The following is an 18054-nucleotide window of genomic DNA, read 5'->3' as shown; positions in this document are numbered from 1 at the left end:
AAAAAAACGCCTGATCAATATCAGGCGTTTTTTTATATAGCAAATTTAATTATTGGCGGATTTGACCGTCGCCAAATACAATCCATTTTTGCGAGGTCAAACCTTCTAGGCCAACTGGGCCACGGGCATGGATTTTATCGGTTGAAATCCCGATTTCCGCGCCTAGACCATATTCAAAACCATCAGCAAAGCGGGTAGAAGCATTGATCATTACTGAGCTCGAATCAACGCGTGCCAAAAACTCGCGTGCTAGACTAAAGTTTTCGGTAATGATGGCATCGGTATGGTGTGAACCATACTTATTGATATGCTCAATTGCCTCATCCATTCCCGTCACAACTTTTACAGCAAGAATTGGCCCTAAATATTCGGTGTACCAGTCTTCTTCCGTTGCAGCCTTAACCGAGACACCTAAAATACGTTGAGTTTCAGGGCAGCCACGCAGTTCAACCTGCTTTTCGGCATACAGTTCAGCAATACGTGGTAAGAATTCTTCAGCAATTGCTTCGTCAACCAATAAGCTTTCCATGGCATTACATACGCCATAGCGATGCGTTTTTGCATTTAGGGCAATCGGTAACGCTTTTTGCAGGTCGGCCTGAGCTTCAACAAACACATGGCAGTTGCCATCTAAATGTTTAATGACAGGAATACGTGCTTCATTGCTGATACGTTCGATCAGGCTTTTACCACCGCGCGGAACAATCACATCGACAAACTCAGTCATGGTAATGAGATGCCCAACGGCTGCACGATCTGGTGTATCAATCACCTGAACTGCATGCTCAGGTAAGCCAGAAACTTGTAAACCATGCTGGATCGCGGTCGCAATCGCTTTGTTTGACTCAAGTGCTTCTGAACCACCACGTAAAATAATCGCATTACCAGATTTCAACGCCAGTGATGCCGCTTCAAGGGTCACATTCGGTCTTGATTCGTAAATCATCCCGATCACGCCCAAAGGAACGCGCATTTTACCCAACTGGATACCTGAAGGGCGATAAGCTAAATCTGTAATTTCACCAATTGGGTCAACAAGACCAATTACATCTTTTAAGCCTTGGAGCATGCCTTTAAAGCGTGCGGGGGTAAGCTCTAAACGATCCAGCAGGGCGCTATCCAATTGACGTTGGCGACCATTGTCCATATCAATTTGATTGGCTGCTAAAATCTGAGCCTGATTATTTTCCAAGGCTGTATAGATGGCAGACAAGGCATGATTTTTCAAATGCGTTGATGCACTCGTTAACATACGAGATGCCTGACGCGCTTGAGCACCGACTTGTTGCATATAATTTTGAATAGAGTCTTGCATAGCAGTTTGATATTTGCATGTATTTATAAAGATAGTAACAGCCAAATGCTGAACAATGAATAGGCGAAACTAACAATTCAAAAAATTATAAAACGTTAATTGGCGCAAAATTTTTTATTTTAGTGCGATGAAGATATTGAATCTAAAGCCAAGACTACATATTTTGCAAAAGATTATTCATTTAAACAAGATAAGTGGTTAAGGAAATGATTGCGTATAAAACGTGCATATGTATAGAATGAAAAAGTATAGGATAAATGTAATACAAATTTTATAAATTTGTTAACTTGCAGCTAGCAATCGGTAAAAGTGTGATGCTTGCAACAGAAAAATAAACAAGGATGGAGGAAGGACATGAATTCCATTATCCAAATGGACTCGGATATAAATCATACCTACACAGGCTTTGGTTTTTTCGACATATACAATAAAAACAGTTTTAAACAACCAGCGCGTACAACATGGATCGATGGTTGGAAAATTGAATATATGGCGATTGCAGATCCTAAAACGATCTATAACACGCCGATTGTCATTGTCGGGGGCGCATTTCAAAATTTTAACTCTTATAAGTATTGCGTTGAGCAACTCTTTGAGAGCGGGCCTGTGATTTTAATCGATTTACCGTCAATGGGCGCGAATCAACAGATTCGTAATGTTGATACAGGTGAATCTGCTGGAATTCTGGAACTCCCTGATTTATCAAAAATGCTTGGTCAATGGCTTGATATTGTTGGTATCGATAAGGTTTCAATGATGGGGATGTCATTGGGGTCGGTGGTCGCTTCTTCATTTGCAGACCAACGTCCAGAACTGATTGACCGTATGGTATTGATGGGGGTCATGCAGAAGACACGTAAAAGCTGGCGTATGCTGCTTGAAGAGTCTTTGCATTTAATGCGTGAAGATCGCATGGAAGAGTTTGGACAGGCTGTTATTCTCTATCTTGTGAATCATGCGAAACTGGACAAAACACGCATGTCGCCAACTGCTAAGCGCCTGTTCTTCAGACAGATGGCTGAGTTTAGTGCCACAGAGCGCGAGCGTTATGAAATTAACTGCAACCGCTTATTGCGTTTAAGTAATGTGCCTGTACCACAATGTAAAACGTTAGTTGCGGCAGGGCAGTACGATAGCTTTACCTTGCCCCATGAAAATGCCGATTTTGCCTTGCAATGCCAAGACATGCAGTTTGCCTTGATTGCCAATGCAGATCATGTCCCGCAATTGCAACGTCGTAAAGAAACCATGAATCTGTTTACCACCTTCTTAAAAGGTGAATCTATCAACAATCTGGATGGCATCATTCCGATGAGCCGTGAACAGATGCAACAGATTGAGCGTCGTGGTGAAGAACGTATTGCAGTCTTACAACCAGAAACCAAACTGACCCATCGTCATTTAGATACTGAGGCAGCGGTGAGCATTGTTGATATCACCTTCTTTGGCGTTTACTTGAAACTTCATCAACTGGAACAGCTTGATTTTGTCAATCAGTATCCACGTGATTTGGCTTTGAATTTAGCAGATGAAGAAGGCGAGTTTAAGATTGAATGCTTAATTTTTGATGCAACAGAACAAGGCTTACGTATCTTATTTAAGCATGGTAGTTTTGATGTGGCTGAGCGCTTAACCCGCTTTATTGAGCGTCAAAAACAGATTTAATCAATCTTTCAAAAATTGAAAAGGGAAGTGGATGAACCATTTCCCTTTTTTATTGAGGATTATTTATTACTTGCCTGAATGACCCAGACTAAATCGCCTAAATGTTGTTGCTTGTTTTCTAAAGCGGTCTGTTCAAAAAATTGTTTGGGTTGCAAGACTTCGACTTGGTTAAAACCTGCTTCATGAAAAAAGGCTTCGACTTCAACTGGGGTTTTGAAATGAAAGCTAAAAGCACTGCGTGACATCCACTTTAATAGACGGCTGCTGTTCCAGATAATGGTCGCCAATTTGTTTTGGGTGGGTTCTGGATAAATGTCTGTTAAATAGTGCAGTTCTTTAAAGTTTTGTCCGTAGTTGGCAATCGCTTGAATGAGTTGCTGTAACAACGGTTTTTCAAAGTAGTTGATCAGTCCTTCACTCATAATCACCAATGGACGTTGCGGGTCAAAGACTTCAAATGCCGAAGCAAATGCTTCAGTAAATAAATCGACAGACAACACTTCATCGGTATTTTGTTCAATCTGTTGTAATGCTGCCTGCTTAGTGGCTGCCATGTCAGGCAAGTCTAGCTCACGATAGGTGATCTCAGGATAATGTTGTCTAAACCACCAGCCGCGAGGGGATAGGCCACAGGCAATTTCCAGTACCTGCAAGTCGGGATGTTGCTGGATCAATGCTTCTAAATGTGAATCAAGCATGGTGTGGCGTTGTTTTAATGTGGTACGCATGCTGCCGCCAACATATTTTTCGGCCCAGCTTTCAATTGGGTGGACTAAGGCGGCGAGGGTTTTACCTTTTTTTGTTGCTAGTGCTGGATGTGAGATCCCCATTTGATACCAGATATAGCCTGTGTAGTGTGCAGTAAATGAAATATGGCGATGTTTTGAAAGTTGTTGTGTCATCTGTCCTAGACTCTATTTTTTCCTAATTTAGATATAAAACTCATCTCTTTAAAATATAGAGTGTTTTGACTACATCTTGATTTAGGCTTGTTATTTACTATCGTGGGGCGGCATGGATGCCGCCGTTGGGCTGGGGTTACAAGGATGTACCCTCAGCCTAACAAAGGATTTTTGCTTACTTTTCATCCCTGAAAAGTAAGTCGAGCCGAAGGCCAAATCCTTTAATCAGATGAGCACTCGGCAAGATTCCATTATGTGAATAGAACAATTAAAAATCTGATTAAAGTTAGAACGAATTCTTAAATTCTTCAATGACTTTTCTGACGTTATGCCAGTTTTCATCGTCTAAAGTTAATGTGGTACCAATTTGGATATTTGGAATTTTACCGCGCATACGCTCTAAACGTTGTTGGTTTGGTAAAGCCAATGTTTGGATGCCATCCAATGCGGTACATGCTGCGGCGCGGTCATTACATACCAGACCCATATCGCAACCTGCATTTAATGCTGCTTGGATACGTGCATCTGCATCGCCTGCAACACAGGCAGCTTGCATACTCAAGTCATCTGAGAAAAGTACGCCGTCAAATTTAAGTTGTTTACGTAAGATTTCTTGTAACCAGAAAGGTGAGAACCCTGCTGGATTTGGATCAACTTGATCATAGATCACATGAGCAGGCATCAAGGCATCGAGTTGAGGCATCAGCTTGATAAAGCTTTGCATATCTTTGTCATAGATTTCCTGATATGAACGGCTGTCGATTGCAGCTGCAACATGTGAGTCAGCTTTGACTGAACCATGCCCTGGGAAATGTTTACCCGTCGTCGCCATCCCTGCTTTTTTCATACCTTGCATAAAGGCATCTGCAAGTGGAACGATGTCCTGCATATTTTTTGCAAAGCCGCGGTCGCCAATCACATCACTAACGTCATTGAGGTCGAGAACAGGTGCAAAGCTAAAATCAATGCCGACAGCCAATACTTCAATCGCCATGAGCCAGCCGCATTGTTCAGCCAGTTCGATTGCCTGCTCAGGATGAGTGAGATAACGCTCGCCTAAGCGTCCCATTGCTGGTAATAAGGTAAAGCCTTGTCTTAAGCGCTGTACACGTCCACCTTCCTGATCGACAGCAATCAGAATATCTGGACGGACTTGACGCATATGATCGGTTAAAGCACGGACTTGTTGAGGTGATTCAATGTTGCGCGTAAATAAAATCATGCCACCGACTTGCGGAGCCTGTAATAGTTCAATATCTTCTTGAGTAAGTTCTGTGCCAGCAATATCTAGCATCAATGCGCCGATCATAAGGATTCCGTTTGAATTTTGATGAAAAAAACGATAGCTAAATTGTGCAATGATTTGCTACATTTTGTCAGTACAGAATATGATAAAACTACATGATATTGATGATAAGTGCTTATTGGTCATTTATTTATGACGACCAATGAGTTCTGCAAGTTGGTAAAGTATCGAATGAAATGTGTTCATATTGACAGTATCAGCGTGTAATAATTGCCATATCCAAGGAAGTACCAAAATTTTATGAAACTTCAAATGATAGCGTGTGCAGTTGCGATTGCGACTGGTGGTTTATTTTTCTCTCATACCATGAATGAGGCGTTTGCGGCGACCGAGACTCCAGTTGTTTCAACCGTCATCAAGCCATCACAAGAACAAGCGCTCGTGTCACGTCAGCTCGCAACTTTGGTTGATCGCCAGCATTATTTGAATATGCGTTTAGATGCAACCACTTCAAACCGTATTTTGGATATGTATCTTGATAGTCTTGATCCAGATCATTCATTATTTTTAAGCGGTGAAGTTGCAGACTATAAGAATAAGTATGGTTCAACTTTTGGTAGCTCATTAAAAGCAGGGAACTTAACTGGGCCTTTTGCCATTCACGCCCAATATCGTGACCGTTTGAAACAGTTCTATGAGTTTATGTTGGCCGAGTTGAAGAAGCCACAGAACTTAAATCAAAAAGATGTCTATCTTGAGACGGATCGTGAAAAAGCACCGTATTTCCAGACCGCTGCTGAGCAACGGGCACACTGGCAAAAAATGCTGGTTTCGCAGTTGATTAATTTGACGATTAGCAAAGAAGAAGAACAGGCCAAGCAAAAAGCGTTAAAAGCAGATCCATCGCTTGCCAATGGTCAGGATTTGACTGGTCCAGAAGATTTAACCCCAGTTCAGACGCTAACCAAGCGTTATACCCGCCAGTTAGAGCGTATTGGTCGGGTCAAGAGTGACGATGTACTCGATAAAACCCTGAATGCGATGATGGCGACCTATGATCCGCATAGTAACTATTATCCTCCAATTGATGCGATGGAGCTGAATCGTCAAACCACCTTGCAACTTGAGGGGATTGGTGTTTCGATCCGTCCAGAACGTGGTAATGAAGATTACACCAAGATCGAAACGATTGTTGAAGGTGGCCCAGCAAGTAAGTCGGGTCAGGTGAAATCAGGAGACCGCATCATTGGTGTCGCTCAAGATGGCGATAAAATGGTGGATGTGATTGGCTGGCCGAGCTCGGAAATTGTTGGCTTGATTCGTGGTAAACGTGGCACCAAAGTAGTGGTTCGTTTATTGGGTGCAGGGGCACCAATGAGTCAGGCACGTAATGTCACCTTAACGCGCGACATTATTCAGGAAGAAGATGCGGGCGTTCGTTCGCGTACGGTTGAAATTACCCGTGATGGTAAAAAACATCTATTTGGTGTTCTTGAAATTCCATCATTCTATTTCGATTATCGCTCACGCCGTGCGGGAACCGAGTACCGTTCAGTTTCTGAAGATACGGCTAAAGCTTTGGAATCGCTGAAAGCTCAAAAAGTTGAAGGTATTTTGGTTGACTTGCGTAATGACCCAGGTGGTTCATTAGAAGAAGTGGCACGTATGCTTGGTCAGGTGATCAAGTCTGGGCCAGTGGTACAGATCCGTGATGGCAATGGCAATGTTAATGTCTTTGAAGATACGGATGGCGGTGAACAGCTTTATGCAGGCCCAATGGCGGTATTAGTCAACTTGGCATCGGCTTCTGCAAGTGAGATTTACTCGGCTGCGATTCAGGATTATGAGCGCGGTATTATCATTGGTAGTACCACTACAGGTAAGGGTACGGCGCAGGTTCAACTGGATTCACTGGCTTATGGTCAGGCAACGCTGACCCAACGTAAGTTCTACCGTATTACGGGTGGAAGTACGCAAAATAAAGGGGTTGTGCCAGACATCAAACTCGTCGATATCTACAATGAAGAGTTTGGTGAACGTAAAGCGAAAAATGCTTTGAAATGGGATACGATTCCAACTGCACCATTTAAACGTGAAGGTTCAGTACAACCTTATATTGCCAAGTTAACGGAATCATCTCAGCAACGTGTAGCAGCTGATTCACAGTTTAAGTATCTAGAAGCGCGTAAAGCGATTGCCAAGAAAACCTCTGATCAGAAGAAAGTGGTGCTGGATATCACCCAGCGTCGTGCTGAGTTACTTGATCTAGAAAAGCAGACGTTGAATGCTGAAAATCAGCGCCGTGCAGCAACAGGTCTGGCACCTTATGCAAACTGGGAAAGCTATCAAGCTTCGATTGATGCTCTGGTTGAATCACGTGCCAAAATGAAAGCGCATTTACGTCCGCCACTTCCTGAAGAAGAAACTTTCATCACCGAAGCGGCAAATGTACTTTTAGATTATGCCAAGCTACAAAATCGTTAAGTTGATAGTGTTTTAAATAAAACGCCCTGTTTGATACAGGGCTTTTTATTGCTCTTTTAATCTCGATTCTCATGTCGCTACGTACATATAAGAGGATCTGACGTTGGCATCATTTTATGCCTGTCAGTTTTAAAGAAAATAGAAAACGCTTCTTCACCTTTTACCAAGAGGAAGAAGCGTTTGTCTTAAATTACGATGGATTGACGTTGGATCATCCGGGTCGTATTTCTGATTCGATTAACCAGAATGTCTTATTCGGCACGTATCCAGATCTGATTACGACCCAGTGCAGAAACACCTAGATATCCACGTAAATGCAGACGTTTACCATTTGCACTCAATTTGGCTTTCATACTATAAATTTTGCCTGTATTCGGATCGAGAATACGGCCATTGCTATAGTTTAGGCCTTCACTATGTTTTAAACCTGTCACCACATCTAAACCTACAATCGGTTTGTTGGTATAAGGTGCAGGGCAGTCTACACAGGTTTCTTTAGGTGTGTAGCCTGTCCGTGGTGTGAGTTTTACAACTTTGCCAGTATATGTTCCATTAGTTTCTTTTCGAATTTCAACCAACCCTTTTGGCGCCCCTGTTTTGTCATCAATACTTTGCCAGAGCCCCGTAATATCCTCTGCAAAAGTAAAACTGCTGATCATTGTTAGAAATAAAACGCTTATTAGTTTTTTGCTCATCATTAAAATCCGTTTAACACCCGTTTTTATTATGTAGTATCTCTAATCAAAGATTCAATCATTATTTTACAGTTGTATATTTATATTTGAAAATTCGATAGTTTTTTATTTTTTCATTAAAAAAAGCCCCTCCATCTTTAGATGATGAAGAGGCTTTTTAAACATATTTAAATATAAGCGGGGTAGTTTATTAGCCCTGCAAATTTTTACTCGGCACGTATCCAGATCTGATTACGGCCTAGCGCAGAAACGCCCAGATATCCACGTAAATGCAGACGTTTGCCATTTGCACTTAATTTGGCTTTCATACTATAAACCTTGCCTGTATTCGGATCGAGAATACGGCCATTGGTATAATTCAACCCATCTGTGTATTTTAAACCTGTCACGACATCCAGACCGACAATGGGTTTGTTGGTATATGGCGCAGGACAATCTACACAAGTTTCTTTTGGTGTATAGCCTGTACGTGGTGTGAGTTTTACGACTTTTCCAGCATAGGTGCCATTCGTCTCTTTGCGAATTTCAACTAATGCTTTAGGTGCCCCCGTTTTGTCATCAATACTTTGCCAGAGCCCCGTAATATCCTCTGCAAAAGTAAAACTGCTCACCGCAGTTAAGAATAACGCACCTAATAATTGTTTGCCCATCATTAAAAATCCTTTTAACGTTAAGCCCGCCATTATGGATGATTTATGACAACCAGTTCAATAATTAACTGATATTTGTGGCAAATTTTAAGATAAAGATAAAATAAAAGTAGGCAGCCAAATTGCTGTAAACACGCCATTGACTGCCATGCCGAAGGCGGCATATCGGCCAGCGACAGGGCCACGTTGCCATGCCTGAGCAGTACCGATGGCATGTGCTGCCAGGCCTAAGGCCAGACCTGAGGCACGTTCATCATGAATGTGTTTTAAGATCCACGGCGAAAATGCCGCACCAATCACCCCAGATAAAATGACAATCAGCGTCACCAACATCAGAGGTGCATGAAGCAGCGTCGCAATATTCAGTGCAATTGGCGTGGTTACAGCACGCGTCGCAAAAGCCAGAATGGTCGGTTCAGACATATGCAGTAAATAAGCTAAGCCCATCGGCAGTGCCACCGCGCTAATACTGGCAAAACATAAAATTCCGAGCATTGATTTGATCGGCAAATCGTCATAGCGCATTGCCGCCAGTGGAATTGCCAAAGCCACAGTGACATAACCCAGTAAATGGTTAAACACGTTATTTACATTATCCAGATAGCTTTCATACGGAACGCCTAAAATGAACAGTAAACCAATCACAATAAAGACAGCAAAAACAATCAATGGAATTTGCGGGAATTTTTTATTTAAGGGCTTTGCAATCAGGTAACTGATCAGGGTGATGATAAATCCATAAATAACCATAAACATAGATCAGCCCCTTATAACCAGCGTTTTGCCATTTTGGCGTAAACCCACAGCGGCAATAACGTACTAAAGGTTAAGATAAATAAAAATAAAGGAATTTCTTTACCTAAATGCACCAGCATAATTAATGAACCCGCACAAATAGGCAGAAAGGCAAAAGCACTTTCTTTCATGATCTTGTTATTGGTATCGATCAAGCGGTTGGAGATTTTTTTGAAACGTCTCCAGATCAATAAGGTCACCAGCAAGCTCAGCAGCCCAACGAGATTGCCTAATTCTGGATGACCAAAGGCTTTGGTGATCGCAACAGCCCCCTCACGATATACGATGATTAATAAAATCGTAAAAAACCAGGCTGTCCAATCAATCTCTTTCATTTTCTTCTCTTAAGCTCGCTGATCTAAACGATGGCTGATTGCAATTAGGGTGATGGTTGGTCGATCTCAAATTCTTCCAAAGGTCGCTGGAATAAGGAAGCTTTTTTTCCAAGTATTTCGTCTAATGGCAAATGTGCCTGTTTAATGAGTTGTTCCAGTTTATGCGGCGCAATACAGACCGATAAATGTAAATTACCGAGGTCATCATAATGTTCGGACTGAATGACATTCAGCGTATATAACTGGGTACGGAGTTTCCCATAAGCAGGTTTTAACACTAAATCAAAATCTTGTAACTGGCCCAATAGACATTGTTGGACTGCCTGAGCAAGTAGGTCTAGCCCCTGTCCTGAATGTGCGGAAACATAAACACGGTCAGGTAGATCAGCGGCTTTATAAATAATTTTAGCAGCATCGCCACTCTGGTCGATTTTATTATAAACATGCAAAATTGGCGCATCGGCACCAATTTCTTTGAGAACAGATTCAACGGCTTCAATCTGTTCTGGCATATTTGGACTACTGCTATCAATCACATGAAGCAGCAAAGTGGCTTCTAAGGTTTCCTCTAATGTGGCTTTAAATGATTCAACCAAATCATGTTGCAGATTTCTGACAAAACCTACAGTATCAGCCAATACCACAGTGCCGATACCATCCCAGTCTAAACGACGTAAGGTTGGATCGAGTGTTGCGAACAGTTGATCTGCTGCATAGACATCACTTTTTGCCAGTATATTAAATAAAGTTGATTTACCGGCATTGGTATAACCGACCAGTGAAATGGTTGGGATAGCCGCTTTTTGTCTTGCTGCGCGACCTTGTAAACGGGTTTGTTGTACTTTTACCAGTTTATCTTTGAGCTGGGTAATCCGAACACGGATTAAACGACGGTCAGTTTCAAGTTGTGATTCACCTGGTCCACGTAGACCGATACCACCTTTTTGTTGTTCTAAATTACCAGTAAAGCCACGAATCAGGCGAGTGGATAAATGTTTAAGCTGAGCCAATTCAACCTGTAATTTCCCTTCATGGGTACGGGCGCGTAAGGCGAAAATGTCCAGAATTAAACCTGTGCGGTCAATCACACGACATTTCAAAATTCGCTCAAGATTACGTTCTTGGGCAGGCGAAAGTGAGTGATCGAGAATGACCAGCTCTGCTTCTGTTTCTCTGACCAGTTCAGCAATTTCATCAACTTTGCCAGATCCGATAAAAAATTTGGGATCAGGTTTATTGCGTTGAACAGAAAGATGTTCAAGGATTTCAGCACCAGCGGATTGAGCGACCAATCGAAACTCTTCAGCATCAAGATCATCGAGTAGCTGAACAGACACACTGACTAAAATTGCCCGTTCACCGCTTTGACGCTGCTCAAAATTTTCCACGCGAGTAGGTAATCCTTATTATTAAAGTCTTATTCTAGAATAAACTTCAACGAAAGGGCAAAGGCTTACTCGATTTATATGACATTACGACGTAAAAGCTCAATGAATCCGACCAGTGTGCCCATATATAAAATTGACCAGCCGAGAATCATTCTTAAAGCATAGCCATAGGGAATGGTGGTTTGGGGTTCTGATGTTGTGCTTTGCTGATTCATCACATCACCTTTTAATCAGTAAATTCGATTTATTTATAATAATTGATCTAATAATCCTTTTGAAATTGAAAAAAATTATGCTCGCATTCGTTTTTTATGATGCAGGTAACTTTTATAAGTAGTTAGCGGCATGATATAACTGGATGAATTCAATGCACATGTGCATCTATGCGTACGGTTTTAATGATTTATGACTCAAGAAGCAACTGCGGTAACTAACCCACCATTAAATCTAATCTCTAAATTGAGTTTGTATAGTAAAAAGTTAGCCTCAGGCCTGGAAACAATAGGTGAAGGTTTTTATCTGATTTACCGTCATGGTTTGTATAAGGATCCAAATAATCCTGTAAATACGCGTTATGTGCAGTACTTTTGCCGCCGTTTATGCGAAGTTTTCAATATCGAAGTCGAAGTCCATGGCACCATTCCACGTGAACCTGCACTTTGGGTGAGTAATCACATCTCATGGCTGGATGTCGCTGTACTCGGTTCTGGCGCACGAATTTTCTTTCTGGCGAAAGCCGAAGTTGAAAGATGGCCGATCTTGGGAAAACTGGCAAAAGGTGGCGGGACTTTATTTATCAAACGCGGTTCGGGAGATTCAATCCGTATCCGTGAACAGATTACTGAATTTTTAAAACAGGATATTCCTGTTCTGTTCTTCCCTGAAGCGACCACAACCGACGGAAGTAAAGTCAAAAAGGTACATGGACGTTTATTAGGTGCAGCCATTGAGGCACAACGTCCTGTACAGGTATGTGTGATTTGCTATGTCAATCAGAACGGAGAGCTCGATCTGGTTGCGCCGTTTATTGGCGAAATGACCTTTGCAGAACATGTGCAGCGTGTTTTAGAAATGCCGAAAGTCACCGCACATTTGATGACTTTGCCTGCGATTTCAGTCGAAGGGCATACCGTCGATAGTTTAACCAAAGAAGTTGATCGCCAGATGCGCGCAGGCTTAGCTAAATTGCAGCAGAAGGTATTGACTGTGTTGCCAGAAACGGCTGAGTCTACATAAAGCCTTCGATTGGCAGCCATGAAATGATTTTCACGCCTGCTTTTTGCCACCATTTCATTTTAGGTTCTTTGGTATAAATCAAAGGACCTCTTGGCGTTTCTCTCTGCCAGGTAATTTTCTTATTGGCATCCAGCACTAAACGATAAGCATAGGTTTTTAGGTTTTGATCCATGGTGGCATGTACAGCTTGCGCTAATGGCGGGCTATTCAGTAACACCCCAATTTCAGTATTTAAATAAGCTGAACGTGGATCAAAATTAAATGAGCCAATAAATACCTGTTTCTCATCTAAAGCCATTAATTTGGCATGTAGGCTCGAACGACTGAGTCCCTTAAGGTTAACCTTGGCTTTTTTCGCTAAATCTTCGGTATGTTTATCTAAATCATTTTTATCCAATGCGGGAAGGAACTCATAAAGCTGCACGCCATTTTCCAGTAGTTCCTGACGATACTTCCCATAAAAAGCATGGACTACAGCCACGTCATTGGCTTTAAAGGAGTTGGTGAGTACTCGGACTTTGATGCCTTCTTGGGCTAAGTCACCTAGAATTTTTGCACCTTTCTTTTCTGGAACAAAATACGCAGAAATCAGATCAATATTTTTTTCAGGCTGTTCCAGATGATTGATTAGCTGGAAATTCAGATGTTCTTCTTTTTTGGCTTTTGATTTGATTTTATCTGGCGAGTCTTTCACGACCTCAGCTTTGACCCATTCTAGAGAAATATCCCGATTCATGAGTGAATCAATGGCTTGGGAACGGCTGGTCAAATCGACATAATTCTGTACCGTAATCCGTTTATAGTGCTCATCGAGTTGCTGCTTTAAACTTTCATAGCTAAGTCGATGTGATTTTGGATTTACAATTTCTCGGACATCGTAGGCATATTCATGATTCCAGTAATCATCAAATGATTTGGAAATATCATTGACGGCAGTACCGAACAGCATCACATCGACATCAGAAAATTGATAAGTATCACTGACATTGTAATATTGGTTGGTCATATTACGACCACCGATCAAGGCCACCTGATGATCAGCAATAAAACTCTTATTGTGCATTCGGCGGTTGATACGTTTTAGGTCGAGCACCATATCCAGTGCACGATATTTACGGAATCGGTAAGGATTAAATAATTTAACTTCTATATTGGGATGTTGTGCCAGCGCTAAAAAAATACCTTCAGTATGTTTGGCATTATTATCATCAATCAGTAATCTGACTTTTACCCCACGATCAGCGGCACGAATTAAAGCGTGCAGCGCCAAAGCACCAACCTTGTCGTTATCCCAGATATAGTATTGTAAATCGAGCGTTTTCTCTGCCTTGTCAATCAAACGGAGACGGGCTGCCAGTGCTTCTAGCGGTTCATACAACACATGATAGCCAGTCAGATCGGGGTGCTGTTCTTGTAAAGGACGAATGACTTGAGCTAAAGAGGTTTGGGTGGTATCGATCTGACCCACCGTTTGAATCACAGGCTCGATCTTATGCTTGGGTAGAGTACTACAACCCGTCATCGTTAACGTCATGGCGCAATAAATCGCAAGCATATTTTTATTGTAAGCGGTTGTACTTATCTTTGTATGTTTGCCATTTAAATGAGAAAATTGCGTCATAATCGTTACTGATTAAAAGTTGGGCTCGAGTATACCATTTCATCGAAAAAGATAAATATAAGATGAGACGTATGTCCCTAAAGTGAAGTTAATGAGGGCTGTAATGTCGGATTCAGATACTATTATTTTTGGTTTTTACCTTATTTTTGCTGTTTTGGCATTATGGGCATTTATTCAAGCCTGGATCCATCAGGCACGTACAGAAACCATTCATCCCTTTAAAGCCTTTGTGCATTTGCTGGCATTTTATCTTTCGTATTTGTTGGTTCCACTTTGGTTCTTTAGTCTTTACGCAGGCTGGGTCGGTTATTACAGCTTGCATCAGGCGGGGTTCATCTTCTTATTAAGTAGCGTACTGATTTATGCGCGCTTTATTGAGCCGCATCAGGTTCATATCAAACGCCATCAATATCGTCTCGATCCAAAACGTGAATTTACCCGTCCTGTCAAAGTCGCATTGGTTGCTGATATGCACGTCGGATTATTTTCAGGTCATGAACGTCAGTTAAAAACGATTGTGAAAAAACTGAATGAAGAAAAACCTGATCTGGTTGTGGTGGCTGGGGACTGGACTTATGAACCTGAAAACCGTTTGGTACATGAGCTGGAAGTACTCAAGCAAATTGAGGCACCTGTATATTCTGTGCCTGGCAATCACGACGAACAATATCCTGGTCCACCGATTCAGGCATTGTTGAGCAAAGCGTTAGAGCAGAATAATGTGATTGATATTGAAGGCAAGATTGTTGATTTTGATGAGTTTCGTCTCATTGGTATCGGCGATTTGTGGGCAGGGAAGGCGAATATGCGCTTTATGCCAGACTTACCTCAAGACAAACCTTGGCTGATTCTGTCGCATAATCCTGACACCGTTGATATGGTACCTGAATTACCTACTCGACCATTAATGTTATCGGGCCATACGCATGGCGGGCAGATCGAATTGCCGTGGATTACCAACTATATTATGAAGCGGGTGTCTATTCTTGGGCATAAAAAGGGTTTTTACACCCATGAGCATGCGGATGTGTTTGTGACAGTGGGCACAGGAATGGTGGGTGTACCATTTCGGTTTAGAGTACCACCGACGATCGATATTATTGAACTGATTTAAATAAAAAAAGCCGACTAGATTGAGTCGGCTTTTTTATGACTGGAATGTATTAAGGAATAATAATCACATTCACGCGGCGGTTGCTGGCACGATTCTCATCCGAGGTATTTGGCACAAATGGTTGATTTGAACCACGACCCAGAACAGTTAAATTATTTGGTTTAAAACCCTGATCGATGAAAATAGCGGAAACGCTTTGAGCACGTTCTTCCGAGAGTTTCTGGTTATATTCAGGATTACCGATATTATCTGTATGTCCCACAATTTTTAATTTTTGCAGGTCATATTTATTGAGCTGAGTTGCAAGACGTACAATCTCTTGCTGATGCTCTGGCTTTATATCGACTTTATTAAAATCAAATAATAAACGTTCTGGTAAGCCGAGACTCCAGCCTTCATCAGTTAAAACGAACCCCTCTTTTTTTAACATTTTAACCTGACGATATTTCAACGGGCCAAAACTTAAACATCCAGCCAATGTTAGGCAGAGTAACGCAATAAATGAAATTTTAATGGTGTGAGCGCGCATAACATGTCCTAAATTTCTGGTTTATAAAGAAACCAATGTGGATTTAAACTTTTAGCTTTATACATGGCTTGATCCGCTTGCATAATCAAATCCTCTGGATTCTCTGCAAGCTGTGAAAAGGCAATCCCTAAGCTAAAACCAAAATGAATCATTTCACCGTTGAAATCTAAAGGCTCCTTGCAACTCGCCAGTAAACCTTCAGCAATGGTCTGTAAGTGATCCGCATGATGGATAGAATGCAGGATAATAGCAAACTCGTCCCCACCCAAACGGGCAATAAAATCTTCATGGCGGACAGAAAGTTTTAAACGTTCGCCCATTTCTTTTAGAACAGCATCACCTGCCAAATGACCAAACTGATCATTGATCATCTTGAAATTATTATTGTCGATAAATAATAGGGCAGAATTGTGACGATACTGCGGGTTCTCAAAAATATCGAAAAGCTCTTGGTAGAAATAATGACGATTTGGCAAACCGGTGAGCTGATCGTGATGTGCCTGAAATGAAAGTTGACGATTCTCTTTTTGAAGGTGAGTGTGCCAAATTTGAATTTCTTCTAACAGTTCATTAAACACCGTATTTAAGTTCTGAAACTCTTTAATATGGTTGTTTGGAAAACGAAGATTATAAGCTTTCTGGTCGCTGACCAGTTGAGCGATGTGGGTCAGTGGTTTAATTGCTTGCATGATTTGGCGGTAGGTAATATTCACTGACCATAATAAAGCAATCACAATAAAGAACATCGAAATTGCCAAACCGATAATAATCGTTTTCAGAAAGTGCAAAATGTTTTCTGAACTACCGTATAACACCAATTCGCCAACTTTTTTCTTATGATGAACAATCATTAATTTAACTGGATCATGTAAAAACCAGCGATCCATTAAATCTTGCATGGTTGAGGTGTGGGCTATTTTTTTAGTACTTTCGGCAAGAAGTTGATGCTGAGGGTCATAAACATGGATCGTACGAATGGCGTGTTCACGGGTATAGTCATCTAGAATCTGATCAATTGCCCCACGATCTCTAAACACCACAGCAGGTTGAATTCGTTCAAGAACCGTTTGGCTCAACAGTTGTAAATTCTGTTTAGCGTAGGTTTCCATGGTAAACATGGAAATTGTGGCGAAAGTAAAAGAACAAATTACAAAAGTGATGGCAAAAATTGCAAACTGGGACTTACGGAATAAGGCATGTAAGGAGGTTGATTGATATAAGTTGGAAATCATCTGTGCTTACTCCGCATTCTTCGCCAAGAGTAAAACTCGTGGATCGATATGAACTTTGGAATAACTCAGTGCTTCTAGGTTAACCTTAAAAGTTGAATAGGTTCTCTTATTATATAAGCAGAAAATACTCCCCACCTCACATGCGGGATTATTGGTACTTAAAGAAAGTAATGAGCGAGAGGGATAGGACTGGATCAGATTCTGCTGCTGTTGTGGTGATGTCGTAGTGAAATAGGCCACATGACATTCTGTCTTAGGGAAATCTTTCGCGCTTACGGCCTGAACCTGATAATCATAGGCAAGCTGTCGGATATTCATCTGGAACTGACTTGCCGCTTCTGAATTATCAATCACACAGATAGAAGGACGGGATGTATTCGTCCATTTGCTATAACTTAATATAGATAGTGCTAATTCATAGAAGTTGTGCGTTGAAATGGCGTAGCAAAGCGGGCTCGCAGTAAATAATACTGCAAGCAATAGATATCGAGCTTTTATATTCAAAAACCGTATTTTCAATCAGAAGTGCCAAAAAGTGTGAAGCAAGAGACATATTCTACTGGACTTAATTGTTTAAAAAAAGTTCTTAATCACTCTGGAAAGCCAATAAAAGTAACTATTCAGTTCAAAAAGTATGCGTTCGATAAGATAATTCCAATAAATTTAAAAAAGGGTGTTGCATTGGATTGGGAATGCTGTAGAATGCACATCCATCGGCGGTGATGCAGATAAAAACTTGTTAAGAAACAAGGATTTGGCTAAATAGGTTGGATTCTTGGGTTGGTTGATAAGTTTTAAAAATATCGAAATTACCTGTTGACTTTGAAGAAATTTAGAGTAATATAGC

17 protein-coding genes are annotated in these 18054 nt (G+C 41.4%); 4 read left to right on the top strand and 13 right to left on the bottom strand.

Features of this window, described 5'->3' with window-relative positions:
• Positions 1-49: 49 nt before the first annotated feature.
• Positions 50-1315, bottom strand: a complete 1266-nt coding sequence (locus tag IEV36_RS06610; protein WP_005259706.1) for a glutamate-5-semialdehyde dehydrogenase — start codon at positions 1313-1315, stop codon at positions 50-52.
• A gap of 354 nt (positions 1316-1669) precedes the next feature.
• On the opposite strand from IEV36_RS06610, the gene IEV36_RS06605 reads away from it, so the two are divergent.
• A complete protein-coding gene (locus IEV36_RS06605) occupies positions 1670-2980 on the top strand; it encodes an alpha/beta fold hydrolase (protein ID WP_005259704.1) in 1311 nt (436 codons plus the stop codon).
• A 59-nt stretch (positions 2981-3039) separates the two neighbouring features.
• Here IEV36_RS06605 and IEV36_RS06600 read toward each other — a convergent pair whose 3' ends face one another.
• Positions 3040-3882 carry a class I SAM-dependent methyltransferase gene (locus tag IEV36_RS06600; protein ID WP_005259702.1) on the bottom strand — a complete coding sequence of 281 codons (843 nt, stop codon included), beginning with the start codon at positions 3880-3882 and terminating at the stop codon, positions 3040-3042.
• A gap of 286 nt (positions 3883-4168) precedes the next feature.
• Positions 4169-5191: a beta-N-acetylhexosaminidase gene (gene nagZ, locus IEV36_RS06595; RefSeq protein WP_005259701.1), complete on the bottom strand. Its 1023-nt coding sequence runs from the start codon at positions 5189-5191 to the stop codon at positions 4169-4171.
• A gap of 237 nt (positions 5192-5428) precedes the next feature.
• On the opposite strand from nagZ, the gene IEV36_RS06590 reads away from it, so the two are divergent.
• Complete coding sequence (locus tag IEV36_RS06590) at positions 5429-7612, top strand: carboxy terminal-processing peptidase (protein WP_005259699.1); 2184 nt, start codon at positions 5429-5431, stop codon at positions 7610-7612.
• Positions 7613-7863: 251 nt separating this feature from the next.
• Here the strand turns inward: IEV36_RS06590 and IEV36_RS06585 are convergent, their stop codons facing one another.
• The 6 genes from IEV36_RS06585 to IEV36_RS06560 all read right to left on the bottom strand — a co-directional run bounded on the left by IEV36_RS06585 (position 7864) and on the right by IEV36_RS06560 (position 11690).
• Complete coding sequence (locus IEV36_RS06585; protein ID WP_373869378.1) at positions 7864-8307, bottom strand: DUF2147 domain-containing protein; 444 nt, start codon at positions 8305-8307, stop codon at positions 7864-7866.
• 206 nt (positions 8308-8513) lie between these two features.
• On the bottom strand, positions 8514-8957 hold the full coding sequence (locus IEV36_RS06580; RefSeq protein ID WP_062847840.1) for a DUF2147 domain-containing protein: 444 nt from the start codon (positions 8955-8957) through the stop codon (positions 8514-8516).
• Positions 8958-9044: 87 nt separating this feature from the next.
• Positions 9045-9713: an LrgB family protein gene (locus tag IEV36_RS06575; protein WP_004775764.1), complete on the bottom strand. Its 669-nt coding sequence runs from the start codon at positions 9711-9713 to the stop codon at positions 9045-9047.
• An 11-nt stretch (positions 9714-9724) separates the two neighbouring features.
• A complete protein-coding gene (locus IEV36_RS06570) occupies positions 9725-10087 on the bottom strand; it encodes a hypothetical protein (protein WP_005259695.1) in 363 nt (120 codons plus the stop codon).
• A 44-nt stretch (positions 10088-10131) separates the two neighbouring features.
• Positions 10132-11475, bottom strand: coding sequence for a ribosome rescue GTPase HflX (gene hflX / locus IEV36_RS06565; protein ID WP_005259693.1), 1344 nt, complete (start codon positions 11473-11475; stop codon positions 10132-10134).
• Positions 11476-11549: 74 nt separating this feature from the next.
• A complete protein-coding gene (locus tag IEV36_RS06560; RefSeq protein WP_004775761.1) occupies positions 11550-11690 on the bottom strand; it encodes a hypothetical protein in 141 nt (46 codons plus the stop codon).
• Between the two features lie 190 nt (positions 11691-11880).
• Here IEV36_RS06560 and IEV36_RS06555 point away from each other — a divergent pair, with 190 nt between their 5' ends.
• Positions 11881-12711, top strand: coding sequence for a lysophospholipid acyltransferase family protein (locus IEV36_RS06555; RefSeq protein WP_005259692.1), 831 nt, complete (start codon positions 11881-11883; stop codon positions 12709-12711).
• Here the strand turns inward: IEV36_RS06555 and IEV36_RS06550 are convergent.
• The gene (locus IEV36_RS06550; RefSeq protein ID WP_227504695.1) at positions 12704-14266 is read right to left on the bottom strand and encodes a phospholipase D family protein; all 1563 of its coding nucleotides are present in this window, start codon (positions 14264-14266) and stop codon (positions 12704-12706) included. The genes IEV36_RS06555 and IEV36_RS06550 overlap by 8 nt on opposite strands.
• A 169-nt stretch (positions 14267-14435) precedes the next feature.
• Between IEV36_RS06550 and IEV36_RS06545 the strand changes: the two genes are divergently transcribed.
• The gene (locus IEV36_RS06545) at positions 14436-15446 is read left to right on the top strand and encodes a metallophosphoesterase (protein ID WP_005259690.1); all 1011 of its coding nucleotides are present in this window, start codon (positions 14436-14438) and stop codon (positions 15444-15446) included.
• Between the two features lie 49 nt (positions 15447-15495).
• Here the strand turns inward: IEV36_RS06545 and yfiB are convergent, their stop codons facing one another.
• The 3 genes from yfiB to yfiR are packed head-to-tail and all read right to left on the bottom strand — an operon-like array spanning position 15496 to position 17711.
• The gene (gene yfiB, locus IEV36_RS06540) at positions 15496-15975 is read right to left on the bottom strand and encodes an outer membrane lipoprotein YfiB (RefSeq protein WP_004775757.1); all 480 of its coding nucleotides are present in this window, start codon (positions 15973-15975) and stop codon (positions 15496-15498) included.
• Positions 15976-15983: 8 nt separating this feature from the next.
• Positions 15984-17207: a diguanylate cyclase DgcN/YfiN gene (dgcN, locus tag IEV36_RS06535; protein WP_004775756.1), complete on the bottom strand. Its 1224-nt coding sequence runs from the start codon at positions 17205-17207 to the stop codon at positions 15984-15986.
• A gap of 6 nt (positions 17208-17213) precedes the next feature.
• On the bottom strand, positions 17214-17711 hold the full coding sequence (gene yfiR, locus IEV36_RS06530; RefSeq protein ID WP_476723725.1) for a regulatory sequestration protein YfiR: 498 nt from the start codon (positions 17709-17711) through the stop codon (positions 17214-17216).
• Positions 17712-18054: the final 343 nt, after the last annotated feature.

Origin of the sequence: Acinetobacter vivianii (assembly GCF_014635885.1) — a bacterium.
In the GTDB taxonomy this organism is placed as follows: Bacteria; Pseudomonadota; Gammaproteobacteria; order Pseudomonadales; family Moraxellaceae; genus Acinetobacter; species Acinetobacter vivianii.
The sequence above is the reverse complement of the archived record's forward strand: the minus strand, read 5'-3'. Positions and strand labels throughout refer to the sequence as shown.